12 protein-coding genes are annotated in these 12,348 nt (G+C 76.3%); 4 read left to right on the forward strand and 8 right to left on the reverse strand.

The features are described 5' to 3' along the window. Window positions 1-135 precede the first annotated feature (135 nt). From U5M74_RS11630 to U5M74_RS11640, 3 genes are read right to left on the reverse strand one after another with little or no spacing between them, the layout of a single operon-like run. Window positions 136-1,083 carry a tetratricopeptide repeat protein gene (locus tag U5M74_RS11630; protein ID WP_410909116.1) on the reverse strand — a complete coding sequence of 316 codons (948 nt, stop codon included), beginning with the start codon at window positions 1,081-1,083 and terminating at the stop codon, window positions 136-138. 26 nt (window positions 1,084-1,109) lie between these two features. Next, window positions 1,110-2,126 carry a hypothetical protein gene (locus tag U5M74_RS11635; RefSeq protein ID WP_410909117.1) on the reverse strand — a complete coding sequence of 339 codons (1,017 nt, stop codon included), beginning with the start codon at window positions 2,124-2,126 and terminating at the stop codon, window positions 1,110-1,112. After that, window positions 2,123-3,580, reverse strand: a complete 1,458-nt coding sequence (locus U5M74_RS11640) for a hypothetical protein (protein ID WP_410909118.1) — start codon at window positions 3,578-3,580, stop codon at window positions 2,123-2,125. Before U5M74_RS11640 ends, U5M74_RS11635 begins: the two co-directional genes overlap by 4 nt. 291 nt (window positions 3,581-3,871) lie before the next feature. Here U5M74_RS11640 and U5M74_RS11645 point away from each other — a divergent pair, with 291 nt between their 5' ends. Further along, window positions 3,872-5,425, forward strand: a complete 1,554-nt coding sequence (locus tag U5M74_RS11645; protein ID WP_410909119.1) for a hypothetical protein — start codon at window positions 3,872-3,874, stop codon at window positions 5,423-5,425. A gap of 94 nt (window positions 5,426-5,519) precedes the next feature. Here U5M74_RS11645 and U5M74_RS11650 read toward each other — a convergent pair whose 3' ends face one another. The 3 genes from U5M74_RS11650 to U5M74_RS11660 all read right to left on the reverse strand — a co-directional run bounded on the left by U5M74_RS11650 (window position 5,520) and on the right by U5M74_RS11660 (window position 7,476). Continuing rightward, window positions 5,520-6,314, reverse strand: coding sequence for an alpha/beta fold hydrolase (locus U5M74_RS11650; RefSeq protein ID WP_410909120.1), 795 nt, complete (start codon window positions 6,312-6,314; stop codon window positions 5,520-5,522). A 10-nt stretch (window positions 6,315-6,324) separates the two neighbouring features. After that, window positions 6,325-7,110: an alpha/beta hydrolase gene (locus U5M74_RS11655; protein ID WP_410909121.1), complete on the reverse strand. Its 786-nt coding sequence runs from the start codon at window positions 7,108-7,110 to the stop codon at window positions 6,325-6,327. A gap of 69 nt (window positions 7,111-7,179) precedes the next feature. Then, window positions 7,180-7,476 carry a hypothetical protein gene (locus U5M74_RS11660; protein WP_410909122.1) on the reverse strand — a complete coding sequence of 99 codons (297 nt, stop codon included), beginning with the start codon at window positions 7,474-7,476 and terminating at the stop codon, window positions 7,180-7,182. Window positions 7,477-7,599: 123 nt separating this feature from the next. On the opposite strand from U5M74_RS11660, the gene U5M74_RS11665 reads away from it, so the two are divergent. Next, the gene (locus U5M74_RS11665; protein WP_410909123.1) at window positions 7,600-8,562 is read left to right on the forward strand and encodes an FKBP-type peptidyl-prolyl cis-trans isomerase; all 963 of its coding nucleotides are present in this window, start codon (window positions 7,600-7,602) and stop codon (window positions 8,560-8,562) included. Window positions 8,563-8,758: 196 nt separating this feature from the next. Continuing rightward, window positions 8,759-9,310 (forward strand): phosphoribosyltransferase, encoded by a 552-nt coding sequence (locus tag U5M74_RS11670; RefSeq protein WP_410909124.1) that lies wholly within the window; start codon window positions 8,759-8,761, stop codon window positions 9,308-9,310. A gap of 14 nt (window positions 9,311-9,324) precedes the next feature. Here U5M74_RS11670 and U5M74_RS11675 read toward each other — a convergent pair whose 3' ends face one another. Beyond that, window positions 9,325-10,281, reverse strand: a complete 957-nt coding sequence (locus tag U5M74_RS11675; RefSeq protein ID WP_410909125.1) for an alpha/beta fold hydrolase — start codon at window positions 10,279-10,281, stop codon at window positions 9,325-9,327. 79 nt (window positions 10,282-10,360) lie between these two features. Here U5M74_RS11675 and U5M74_RS11680 point away from each other — a divergent pair, with 79 nt between their 5' ends. Then, the gene (locus U5M74_RS11680; protein WP_410909126.1) at window positions 10,361-10,954 is read left to right on the forward strand and encodes a TetR/AcrR family transcriptional regulator; all 594 of its coding nucleotides are present in this window, start codon (window positions 10,361-10,363) and stop codon (window positions 10,952-10,954) included. Between the two features lie 53 nt (window positions 10,955-11,007). Here the strand turns inward: U5M74_RS11680 and U5M74_RS11685 are convergent, their stop codons facing one another. After that, the gene (locus tag U5M74_RS11685; RefSeq protein ID WP_410909127.1) at window positions 11,008-12,252 is read right to left on the reverse strand and encodes an MFS transporter; all 1,245 of its coding nucleotides are present in this window, start codon (window positions 12,250-12,252) and stop codon (window positions 11,008-11,010) included. Window positions 12,253-12,348: the final 96 nt, after the last annotated feature.

Consider the following 12,348-nt stretch of genomic DNA (forward strand, 5'->3'; position numbering starts at 1 on the left):
CCCCCGGCGCCGGCCCCCCCCGGGGGGGCCCCCCCCCCCCCCCGCTGCCGCCCCCGCCCCCCTACCCGCGCGCGCGGGGCGGGCCGGGGGTGCCGCCCCCCCCGGGGCCCGCGTCGTGCCGGCGGTGAGTGCCGGTCAGTACAGGTACAGCGCCAGCCGCTGCCGCGCCTTGATGACGCGCGGGTCGGTCAGGCCGACCACCTCGAAGTACTCGACGAGGCGCACCCGGACCTGTTCCTTGCCCTCGGCGTCGAGGTTCGGCAGCAGCTCGAGCAGCCGGTCGAACGCGTCGGGGACCTTGCCGCCGAGCATGTCCGTGTCGGCCACCGCCAGCTGCGCCGCGACGTCCGTCGGGGCGGCCGCGGCGGCGGCGCGCACCGCCTGGAGGTCCGTGTCGCGGGTCCGCTCCAGCAGGCGCACCTGGGCGAGGCCGGCCGAGGCCATGGCGTCCTTCGGGTCCTGCTTGAGCGCCTTGGTGTACGCGGCGATGGCGGCGTCGTAGTCGCCCTGCTCGATCGCGTCGTACGCCTCCTGGTGCAGCGGCGGCAGCTCGGGCTCGGCGGGCACCTCCGGCACCTCGGCGGGCGTGCCGTCCGCGCCCTGGGCCGGGGCCCGGCCGGTGACACCGTTCTGCTCGGCCGCGGCGAGCACCTGGTCGAGCACGGCGCGCACCTGCTCCTCCGGGGCGGCCCCGGCGAACAGCGGCAGCGGCTGGCCCTGCAGCACCGCCACCACGGTGGGCACGCCCTCGACGCGGAAGGCGGCGGCGATCTGCGGGTGCTGCTGCGCGTCGACGCGGCCCAGCAGGAAGCGGCCCGCGTACTCGTCGGCGAGCCGGCCCAGCGTGGTGCCGAGCTCGGCGTTCGCCTGGTCGGTGGGGATCCACAGGAGCACGACGACGGGGTACGTCGCCGAGTCCTGCACCAGCTGCGGGAAGTTGTCCTCGGTGACCTCGAGCACGTAGCCACCGGCGGCCGGAGCGCCGCCGGGCTCGCCGGGCGGCGGCGACTGCGGGCGGTTCAGCGCCGACAGGTCGACGGCGCCGCGCGCACTGAAGCTCGGCTGGGGAGTCGGGTTGCTCATGCGCACATCCTAAGGACGACCGGGCGTCACTCCGTGGAGACGGACGTCTGGATGTGGGAGTAGCCGAGCAGCTTGACCTGCGCGTCGGCGTCCTTCGGCGGCACGTAGAGCGCCACCATGTCCGAGTAGCCGTCGACGAGCTTGTTCGTCGGCTCCTCGTCCCCGAGCAGCGCCTTGCCGGACCGCGTCGGCGGCGTCAGCTTCGCGCCCTCGACCGCGGTCATCGTCTCGGTCACCGTGAGCGCGGCCATGACCATCGCGCCGCCGTCGGCGGTGCGCACCGCCTTGATGTCCTGGCCCTCGGTCGGCGTGACCTTGATCGTGTAGGTGCCGTCGACGTTCGGCTGGTCGAGCGTCTCCTTCTGCGTCTTGGCGAAGTTCCCGAGCAGCTGGCGGAACGCGTCGTCCTCGAAGGTGCCCTTGAACGCCGAGCCGCGGCCCGTGGTGAGCACGTCGGCGTACTGGTTGACGGCGTCCTGCGGGCTCAGCAGCAGCGTGTCGTCGTCGGCGGCGAGGTTCTCGCTGCCGAGCTCGGCGTCCGCGAACGCCGGCATCGTGATGCCCGAGGCGAGCTGCACCCAGCCCCACAGCTTGTACGGCTCGCGCGGCGACGCCTGGTCCAGCGCGAGCAGGCGCGGCGTCTGCAGCTCCTCCGTCTGCACGGTGATGGCGAACGACGTGCGCGGCCACGTGTCGTTGGTCGGCACGATGAGCTGCTGGTACTCGCCGGGGATGTCCGTGACCAGGTCCGCGTTGCCGCGCTCCTTGGCCACCTCGAGCTGGCTCTTGCGGATCGCCAGCGCCGGGCCGGTCAGGCGGGGCTCGAGCTGCGCCGGGTCGTTGCTCTCCGACGCCGCCTGGAGCACCGCGTTCACCTCCCCCAGCACGTGGGTGTCCTGGTCCTCGGTGAGCACGGGGCCGCTGGCCTGCGGGTCCGGGTTCGGCGCGGGCGGCTCCGCCGCGCAGCCCGTCAGGGCGAGCACGAGCGTCAGCGCGCCGGCGGCCACGGCGGCCCGGGCACGGCGGGCGGGACGGGCGGTCATCGCGAGCCTCCCTCGGTGGAGTCGTGGGTGCCGGCGACGTTCCCGTCGCCGTCCTGCGGGGCGTCCTGGGGGGTGGCCGGGCGGGGCGCCCCGCCGTCGAACCCCCAGGTGGCGCGCCAGGCCGCGGCGCGGCCGGCGCGGGACGCGGCGCCCTCGGCGGAGGCCGCCTGCGGGTCGCTGCCGGGCTGCTGGCCCCGGCCGACGACCGGGATCTGGCCGGTCAGGGCGCGAAGCCGGCCGGTGATGGGGCGGGCGGGGCCGCGGCGGGCCTCCTCCTCCAGGGCGCGCAGCTCGCGCCGCGTCATGCGGATGGCGCCCGTCGTCGTGGGCGGCTCCGTGGTCTCGATCGCGGCGGTCGTGGGCTGCGCGGCGTCCGCGGTGCCGGGCGTCGCGGCCGGGCCCTGGGCGTCCGGGCGCGCGGCCTCGGCCCCGGGGCGTGCCGGCCACGGGGCCGCACCGGTCGTCGCCGGCCAGGCGGGGGCGGCCGGTGGCTCCTGCGTGGTCGTGGGGTCGCCCGCGCGCCGCGAGCGGCGCCCGACGAACGGCACGCCGCGCCGCTCGTCGCGCTGCGGGCCGTCCTCGCCGCCCGCGGCGGCGACGGCCGCACCGGTCGCGGCTGCGGTCGCGGCGCCGCTCGTGGCTCCCGTCCCGGCTCCGGTCCCGGCGGGGCCCTCGGCGCGGGACTCGAGGCTCTCGCCGCCGCGGTCCTCGGCGCGGGCCGCGCCCGCGTCGCCCGCGGCGGGCGTGGTGCCGGCGGGCGGGGCGGCCTCGTCGCCCTGGTCGGGCGCGGTCGGCGCGCCGCGGCGCCGGCGGCGGACCAGCAGCACGGCCAGGCCGGCGAGCACCAGCACGGCGCCGGCGATCACGCCGGGCCACAGCCACGGGGTGGTCACGGTGCGCGGCCAGGTCAGCTCGACCGTGGGCGCCTGGGCGCCGTCGCCGACGCCGGCAGCGAGCAGCGACCAGCGGCCGGGCTGGTCGCTCCAGCGCAGCGTCGCCGAGCCCTCGCCCGACGCCTGTGCGACCCACATGTCGTTGTTCGCCGGGTCGGCGCCGCTCGGCTCGGCCGGCTCGGCGGGCGCGGCCTCCTCGCCCTCGGCGGTGGGCGACGGCGAAGCCGTCGGCGCGCCCGCGGCGACGGCGAGAGCGTCCCAGTCGGACAGGCCGGTGATCCGGGAGTACGGCTCGTCGCCGACCCAGCCGGCCACGTCGACGTCGCGGCCGACCGCGAGGGTCACCGTGCCGCCGCCGGGCGCGGTCGCCCGCACCGTGACGCTGTCGTCGACGAGCTCCAGGACGCCGGGGTCGGTGACCACCAGCGCGCCGTCGCCCTGGGGCGACGCCGTCGCCACCACGGTGTCCGACTGCCGCCAGACGGTCGCGGAGGCGACGCCGAGGCCGGCGGCCACCAGTCCGAGGACGATCAGGACCGTCCCGAGCAGTTTTCGCAGCACCGAGTGGTTCCCTTCCGGTTGGCGCTCGAGGGTGACATCCAGACGACGTCACGGGAGAGGGTGACATCCCAGGATAGGGACGGACGGCAGGTGCCGGTCCACCGAGGGGCGACCCTCGGCGCCCTCTCGCACGGCGGGGACGCTATCTGCACGATCCCTTCACCGGGGCGCGGCGCGCGGGAGCGGCGCGCCGGGCCGCGGTGACGGGGCGGCTGACCGGCCACTAGGCTGACGCGAGCGAACCGGCGTGGCTGTCGCCAGCCTTCCCAGAACCCCATCGGAGGTCCCCTCGTGTCCGACGAGCGCTCGCTCTTCCCGATCACCATGCGCGGCTACGACCGCGCACAGGTCGAGAACCAGATCGCACGCCTGGAGCAGTCCGTCGAGGAGGCCCGCCGCCAGGTGGAGGCCTCCGACGCCCGTGCGATGCAGCTGCAGTCGGAGCTCGCCGAGGCCCAGCGCCAGCTGCGCGAGACGGACCGCCCCACCTACTCCGGGCTCGGCTCACGCATCGAGCAGCTCCTGCGCTCCGCCGAGGAGCAGTCGGCGGCGGTGCTCACGCAGGCCAACCAGCAGTCCGCGGACGTCATGGCGCGCGCCAAGCTGTCGGCCGGCCAGGTCCGCTCGCGCGCCGAGGGCGAGGTCGCGGAGATGCTCGCCAGCGCCCGCCGCGAGGCGGAGGAGATCCGCACGACGACGTCGGCCGAGGCCGAGGGCACGCTGCTGGCCGCCCAGCGCCGCGCCGAGGAGCTCATCGGCTCGGCCGAGCGCGAGGCCGCCTTGATCACGAGCACGGTGCAGGCCGAGGAGTCGGAGCGCCGGGCCAGCCTCGAGCGCGAGCTGGGCGTGCTGCGCTCGACCACCGAGCGCGAGGTGACCGAGCTGCGCGTCAACGCGGAGCGGGAGACCGCGCAGCTGCGCGCGCAGGCCGCCGCCGAGGCCGCGGCCCTGCGCGACGACGCCGAGCGCGAGTCCACCGAGCTGCTCGAGAGCACCCGCCGCGAGGCCGCCCGGATCATCGCCGACGCCAAGCACGAGGCGGCCGAGGCGTCGAACGAGGTGACCGCCGAGCTGGAGCGGCTGCGCGAGCAGACCCGCCGCACCCTCGCCGACGCCGAGCTCGAGGCCGCGCAGCGCCGCGAGGACGTGGAGCGCGAGGCCGCCGAGCGGCACGCCACCGCCAAGGCGGAGACGGAGAAGCTCATCCGCACCGCCGAGGAGCACGCCGCCGAGGCCGAGAAGCGCGTCGCCACGGCGCTGCAGCAGGCCGAGAAGGTCCGCTCGGAGTCCGACGCGTACGTCAAGCAGCTCGTGGCGGACGCCCGCCGCACCGCCGACCGCATCGTCGCCGAGGCGCGCGAGTTCGCCGAGCAGACGGTGAACGACGCCCGCGTCGAGGCGGAGCAGCAGCGCGGCACCGCCCAGCGCCAGCTCCAGGACCTCACGCGCAAGCACGAGTCGATCAACACCTACCTCGACGAGCTGCGCGGCCTGCTGGGCGAGAAGGCCCCGGCGTCGCCCGAGGCGCCCGCCGTCAGCGGTGCGGTGCCGGTGGGGTCGGTCTCCGCGGTGGCCGGCAGCACCCCCGCCCAGGCAGCCCGCGCCGCCGCGGCGCGGGCGACGCAGGACGGCGCCCGCCCGGCCGAGCGTCCCGTCCCCGCACCGCCGGAGGAGGCGGCCGAGCCCGAGGCCGCCGAGCCCGCGGTGGTGCCGGCCGAGGACGCGGCCGACGCCGACAGCGACGCCGGGACCGCGCCCGCGGAGGGCGCAACGGCCGTCACGCCGGCCGACGCCGAGGTCGACGCCGAGGCCGAGGCCGACGCGAAGGCCGCCGCCAAGCGCTGACGCCGCCGAGCGCCGACACCCCCGGCGCCGTCGCGCCGGGGAGGACGAAGGCCGTGGACCGCTCCGGGTCCACGGCCTTCGTCGTGCGCGGGGGTCAGCGGTGGCGCACGACGCGCCGGTGCAGCAGCGCCAGCGCCGCGGCGACCGCCGACGGGTCCTCCACGGGGCTCGCGTGCCCGGCGCCCGGCACCACCGTCAGGGCGGCGTCCCGCGCGGCGCGCTCCATCTGCTCGGCCTCGGCCGGCGGGGTGATCGCGTCCTCGGCGCCCACGACCACGGACACCGGGCCGTCGAACTGCTGCAGCACGTGGGTGCGGTCGGGGCGGTCGGCCATCGCGCGCTGCGCCCACGCCACCCCGGCGGGCGACTGCCCGCGCACCCAGGTCTCCAGCGTCGTGAGCAGGGGCCGGCGGCGCTGCAGGCTGGTGGCGCCCAGCAGGGTCGCGGGCATGGCGAGCACGGGGTCGACCGTCTGGTTCATCTCGACCTCGTGCGCGATCTTGAGGCGCCGGGTGCGGACCTCCTCCGGGTCGGCGCTCGCCTTGGTGTCGACCAGGGCGAGCCCGTCGACGAAGCCGGGGTGCCGCTCGGTGAGCGCGAGGGCCACGTACCCGCCCATGGACATCCCGACGACGATCCCGTTCGCCACCCCCGCGCCGACGAGGGTGCGGTGCACCGCCGCCGCGGCGGCGTCCAGGCTGGGGGCCATGCTGCCCAGCGGGCTGTGGCCGGCACCGGGCAGGTCGAGCGCCAGCGCCCGGATGCCCGGCGGCAGGTGCCCGGCGAGCGGGGCCCACATGCGATGGTCGAGCGGGAACCCGTGCAGCAGGACGAGCGGCACCCCGCCGCCGTCGTGGAGCTCGTGCAGGGCGAGGGTCGTGGAGGTCATCGTCGTCCTCTCAGGCCGTGGTGGACGGGGCCCCCGGGGTGGTCGCCGCCGCGGCACCGGCGTGCGCGACGTCGCCGTCCCAGGTGGTCGGCAGGGGCGGGTGGCCCGGCAGCACGTGCTGGACGATCTCGTCGAGCACGCGCCGCACGGCGGGCTCTCCCACCCACAGGTGCTTGGCGCCGTCGACGCCGATCACCTCGGCCTGCGGCACGCGGGCGAACCGGCGGCGGGCCTCGTCGGGGCGCAGGTAGTCGTCGAGCTCCGGCACGAGCACCACGAGCGGGCGGCCGAACTGGGCCCAGCGGTCGAGGTCCGCGTCGGTGGCCCGGTGCAGCGGCGGCGACAGCAGGACCGCCCCCTCCACGCTCGGGTCGGCGCCGTGCTTGAGCACCAGCTCGGTGCCGAACGACCAGCCGACGAGCCACGGCCGCGGCAGCTCGCGGAACTCGGCCAGCTCGAGGGCCGCCGCGACGTCGTACCGCTCCGCCTCGCCGCCGTCGAACGCGCCCTCGGAGGTGCCGCGCGGCGAGCTCGTGCCGCGGGTGTTGAACCGCAGCACCCCCAGGTCCGCGAGCGCCGGCAACCGCCACGCCGCCTTGCGGTACACGTGGCTGTCCATGAACCCGCCGTGCGTCGGCAACGGGTGGAGGGTCAGCAGCGTCGCGACCGGGTCGCGGTCCCGCGGCAGGGCCAGCTCGCCGACGAGGGTGAGGCCGTCGGCCGTGTGCAGCTCGACGTCCTCCCGGCGGGCCGGCAGGACGGTCATCGAGCGGATCTCGTGCGTCTGGGAGCTCATCGTCTCGAGCCTAGCGATCCTGCGCGCGCGCCGCGGCGGGGCGCCCCGGGCCGCGGGCGGGCGGACGTCTCAGCGCAGCCGCGACCGGCGCTCCCAGCAGCTCGCGTGCCAGTGCCGCCGCGACTCGAGGCCGGCGACCTCCCCGCCGATGGCGTCGCGCGCCCACGCCACGACGTGCCGCGTGCCGGGCGGGATCTCCTGCTGGCAGCCCGGGCAGCGGTAGGTCTTGTCCCCTGTCACGCGCCGCACCGTCCACTCGCCGTCGCCGTCCGAGACGTGGCGGACGCCGCCGAGGGCGCGCTCGACGTCGACCGGCACGTGCTCGGTGCCGTAGGGGCGCCGGGAGGAGCGTCGCGAGGAGGGCATGCGTCCATTGTCGCGCGCCCGCGCGCGGCGGCGCCCGGTCCGCACGGGGCCCGCACACGGGCCGCACGGGACGTCCGGCTTCGGCGGGTAGGGTGCACGAGACCCCGATCGAAGGAAGCACCTGTGAAGCTCCGCATCCCCGGCGCCGCGGCAGCGGTCGTTCTCGGCGCCGCGCTCGTCCTGTCCGGCTGCGGCTCCGACGACGGGGCCTCGCCCTCGGCGTCGCCGTCCGCCTCCGCCTCCGCCTCCGAGGCGCCGGCCCCCACGGCCGAGGACGTCGCGGCCGTCGAGTCGGTCGAGGTCTCCGGCGACGCCGGCAAGGCGCCGACGGTGGAGTTCACCGCGCCGCTGACCGTCTCCACCGGCACGGTGCACGTGGTGTCCGACGGCGACGGCGCCGAGTTCGAGGACGGCCAGTCGCTGACGATCCACTCGGTGGTCTACTCGGGCGCCGACGCCAGCCAGCTCGGCGACACGTACGCCGACGACAGCGCCGAGTCGGTGCTGCTGGACCAGAACGTCATCATCCCGCAGCTGTACGAGGCGCTGTCCGGCAAGCACGTCGGCGCGCGCTTCGTCTTCGCCAACCCGGCGCAGGACGCCTCGGGCAACGCGGTGACGTACGTGACGGTGGGCGAGGTGACCGACGCCCGCACCGTGCCCACCCGCGCGGAGGGCGAGGCCGTCACGCCGGCCGAGGGCCTGCCGACCGTCACGCTCGACGACTCCGGCAAGCCGAGCATCGAGATCCCCGAGGGCTACGAGGCCCCGGACGAGCTCGTCGTCCAGCCGCTCATCAAGGGCTCGGGCCCGGAGGTCGCGGCCGACCAGACCGTCACTGTGCAGTACAGCGGCTGGCTCCTCGACGGCACCCAGTTCGACTCCTCCTGGGAGCGCGGCGCCCCGACGAGCTTCCCGCTGAACGGGGTCATCAAGGGCTGGACGGACGGCCTCGCCGGCCAGACCGTCGGCTCGCAGGTGCTGCTCGTGGTCCCGGCCGACCAGGCCTACGGCGACCAGGCCAGCGGCGCGATCCCGGCGAACTCGCCCCTGATCTTCGTCGTGGACATCCTCGACGCCCAGTGACGGCACAGTGACGGCACAGTGACGGCACAGTGACGGCACGCTGAGCCCGCGTCCGCGCCGCGCGGCGCGGACCGACCGCCCGACCACGGCGGGCACCCCGGCCCGGGGTGCCCGCCGTCGTCGTCCCGGCCCTCGCGACCGCGCACCCGCGGTCGCCGCTTTCGTGATCCCCGGGCGGCGCGCGTACCGTCGGGCCATGACCTCCCCCGAGACTCCCCCGGCGGCGGCGCCGTCCGAGGTTCCGGCCGAGGCGCCCGCGGCCGCCGAGCGCGAGGTGCTCACCTGGGACGCGTTCGCCGTGGCGGTGCGGGACCTGGCGCGCCAGGTCGTCGCCAGCGGCTTCGTGCCCGACGTCGTCGTGGCGGTCGCCCGCGGCGGGCTCGTGCCCGGCGGCGCCGTCGCCTACGCGCTCGGCACCAAGGGCGTGGGCACCATGAACGTCGAGTTCTACACCGACATCGGCAAGACGCTGCCCGACCCGCGCGTGCTGCCGCCGCTCATGGACACCGCCGAGCTGCCGGGCGCCAACGTGCTGGTGGTCGACGACGTCGCGGACTCCGGGCGCACCCTCAAGCTGGTCATGGAGATGCTCGACGGCCACGGGGCGCAGGTGCGCAGCGCCGTGCTGTACACCAAGCCCGCGTCCGTCTTCGCGCCGGACTTCTCCTGGCGCCTGACCGACCGCTGGATCACCTTCCCGTGGTCGGCCGAGCCGCCGGTCGAGGGCGCCACGGCCGCCAAGGCCTGACGGCGCGGCCGCGGTCAGGCGGCCCGCGCGAACAGGCTGCGCGCGGCGTCGGCGACACGCTCGGGGCGCTCCTCCGGCACGAAGTGCCCGGTGTCCTCGAGCCGCTCGAGGACGAAGTCGTCGGCGTGGTCCTCGTGACCGCCCAGGAGGCTGACGTCGGAGAGCACGTCGCCGGCCCCGATCAGCGCGATCGTCGGCACCTCGAGCCGGCGGCCCGCGTAGTCGCCCCGCAGGATGGCCACCTCCTGGCGCAGGATCAGGTCCCGGTAGAGCGCCGACCCCGCACGCGCCCGGGCGGGGTCGCGCAGCCGCTCGAGGTACAGCTCCTCGTCCTGCGGCCCGATCGCCCCGGGCACGTCCCGGTAGGACGACAGCAGGTGCCGCTGCAGGCGCTGGCGACCGCCGCGGAGCGCCCACGCCCCGACCCCGGGCGTCGCCAGGAGAGGGCTCCACCACGAGTGCCGCAGGAGCGCCAGCAGGCGGAGGTCGAACCGCAGCCACACGTGCGGCACGGTGAGGCTGACGAGGCTCGCCACCCGCTCCGGCGTCTCGAGCGCGACCTGGAACATGACGAGGGCGCTCCAGTCGTGCGCCACGACGTGCACCCGCGGCAGGTCGAGCGTGTCGAGCAGGCCGACGACGTCAGCCGTCTGCGTCGCGATGTCGTACCCGTCGCGCGGCGCGTCGGTCCAGCCGAAGCCCCGCAGGTCGGGGCAGATCACCCGACGGTCGGTGGCCAGGAGCGGGATGACCGCCCGCCACTGCCACCAGTGCTCGGGGAACCCGTGCAGCAGCAGCACCGGCGTGGCGTCCGACGTCGTGGCGCTCGCGTCGCTGGGCCCGGCCTCGGCCACGTGCATCCGCAGGTCGCCGACCTGGACGTACTCGTGCCGCACGCCTTCCAGCGCCGGCACGGCGGGGGCTCCGGGGAGTGCCGCGGCCCCGCCCGCGCGGCTCGTGGTGCCGTCCATGCCACGACGCTACTACTGCCGTAGTGGCGTGTCTACTATCTCTGTAGTAGCGGAGGCGCACCAACGCTAGAGTGCTCGCGTGCCGCCACCCGCAGCCTCGCCGTCGCCGGCCCCGGCGCTGCCCACCACGCGGACGCGGGCGCTCGACGCCGCGATCGACCTGGTGGGCACGGCCGGCGTGCGCGCGCTCACGCACGCCCGCGTCGACGAGCGCGCCGGCCTGCCCCGCGGGTCGACGTCGAACTGGTTCCGCACCCGCGCCGCCCTGCTGGCGGGCGTCGCCGACGAGCTGGCCGCCCGCGACCTCGCGGGCGTCGGGTCGGTGCCGCAGCCGCAGACCCCGGACGAGCTGGTCGACGTCCTGTGCGCCTGGTACGCCCACGCGACCGGTCCCGACATCGTCGCCACCACCGCGCGCCTCGCCATCTTCCTCGAGGCCAGCCACGACCCCGACCTGCGCGAGCGCGCGACGCGCGGCCGCGCCGCCCTCGCCGCCTGGGCCGTGCCGGTGCTGGCGCGGCTCGGGGCGCCGGACCCGCAGGCGGCGTTCGTCGCCGTCGCCGCCGCCTCCGAGGGGCTGCTGCTGCACGCCGTGGCGCGCCGCGACCCGACCGACCCGCGGCCCACGCTCACCTCGGCCCTGCGGGGCGCCCTGGCCGGCGAGCCCCGCTGACGCCCCCGCCGAGGTCGACGCCGAGGTCGACGCCAGGCCCGGCGGCGGTCGCCTCAGGACCGCAGGACCACGTCGTCGGCCCGTGCTCGGCGCGCGACGAGCCGGTTGAGGCGCTCGGACATGAGCAGCCCGAGCACCACGAGCACGGCGAGGAACAGCGGGAAGACCCACGCCCCCACCCAGCCCGACAGCACGCCGAACAGCGGTGGCGCGAGGGTGGAGCCGGTGTACGCCGCGGCCATCTGGATGCCGATGACGGCCTGCGAGCTGTGGCGGCCGAAGTTGGCCGGCGTGGAGTGGATGATCGCCGGGTAGACCGGCGCGCACCCGAGCCCGGCGACCACGAGCCCGGCCAGCGCCAGCACGTCGGTCTGCACGGGGACGGCGATCAGCAGCACCCCGAGGCCGACCGCCGCGAAGCCACCACGGATCAGCTGCTTGTCGCCGACCCGGTCGGCGAAGAAGCCGGCCAGGAACCGCCCGCACGTGATCCCCAGCAGGAAGAGCGAGGCGAACGCCGCCGCGGTGGCAGGGTCGACCCCGCGATCGGTGACCAGGTACGTCGACGCCCACAGGATCGAGGTGCTCTCGAGCGCGCAGTAGGCGAAGAAGGCGGTCAGGACCAGGACGACGCCGGGGATGCGCAGCGCCTGCGCCAGCGGGACGTGAGCGCTGCCGCCGGACGCCGGCTCCCTCCCGGCGTCGTCCGCCGCCCCGGCGTCGGCGGCGCGCCCGGCCGGGAGGACCGGGTTGACCTTCCCCCACAGCGGGAGGCTGGCGAGCAGGACGACCGTGAGGGCGGCCTGGACGACGCCGATGACGAGGTAGGCGCCGGACCAGCCCAGGCTCGAGGTGAGCGCGTAGCTCATGACGAACGGGCTGATCGACGCACCCAGCCCCCAGAAGCTGTGCAGCCAGTTCATGTGTCGCGCGGCGTAGTGCAGGGCCACGTAGTTGTTGAGGGCCGCGTCGACCGCACCTGCTCCCAGCCCGTAGGGGACGGCCCACAGGCACAGCATCCAGAAGGAGCCGGAGGCGGAGAAGCCCACCAGGGCGGCAGCGGTCAGACCCACGCTGACGGCCGTGACGGCGCCCGCACCGAACCGGCGCGTGACCCGTTCGGACGCGAGGCTGGACAGGATGGTGCCGCTCGCGATGATCATCGTGACGATGCCGGCGAAGGCGACGGGGACGCCGAGGTCCTGGTGCATCACCGGCCAGCCGGCCCCGACGAGGGAGTCCGGGAGCCCGAGGCTCACGAAGGCGATGTAGATGATCGCGAGGAGGAGCGAGTACACGGCTCTGTGGGCTGCCTTTCGGGCGTCGGGCACGGCGGGCCGGCCGGCGCCGCGTTGGTACGATCGTACACATCCTCCGTCACCGGCCTCCGCGCG

This window comes from Puerhibacterium sp. TATVAM-FAB25 (assembly GCF_046535855.1).
Lineage (GTDB): Bacteria > Actinomycetota > Actinomycetes > Actinomycetales > Cellulomonadaceae > Puerhibacterium > Puerhibacterium variabilis_A.

Coding starts and splice junctions, on each gene's coding strand:
- U5M74_RS11630 (WP_410909116.1), bottom strand. CDS start 1,083: ATGAGCAACCCGACTCCCCAGCCGAGCTTCAGTGCGCGCGGCGCCGTC.
- U5M74_RS11635 (WP_410909117.1), bottom strand. CDS start 2,126: ATGACCGCCCGTCCCGCCCGCCGTGCCCGGGCCGCCGTGGCCGCCGGC.
- U5M74_RS11650 (WP_410909120.1), bottom strand. CDS start 6,314: ATGACCTCCACGACCCTCGCCCTGCACGAGCTCCACGACGGCGGCGGG.
- U5M74_RS11655 (WP_410909121.1), bottom strand. CDS start 7,110: ATGAGCTCCCAGACGCACGAGATCCGCTCGATGACCGTCCTGCCGGCC.
- U5M74_RS11660 (WP_410909122.1), bottom strand. CDS start 7,476: ATGCCCTCCTCGCGACGCTCCTCCCGGCGCCCCTACGGCACCGAGCAC.
- U5M74_RS11670 (WP_410909124.1), top strand. CDS start 8,759: ATGACCTCCCCCGAGACTCCCCCGGCGGCGGCGCCGTCCGAGGTTCCG.
- U5M74_RS11675 (WP_410909125.1), bottom strand. CDS start 10,281: ATGGACGGCACCACGAGCCGCGCGGGCGGGGCCGCGGCACTCCCCGGA.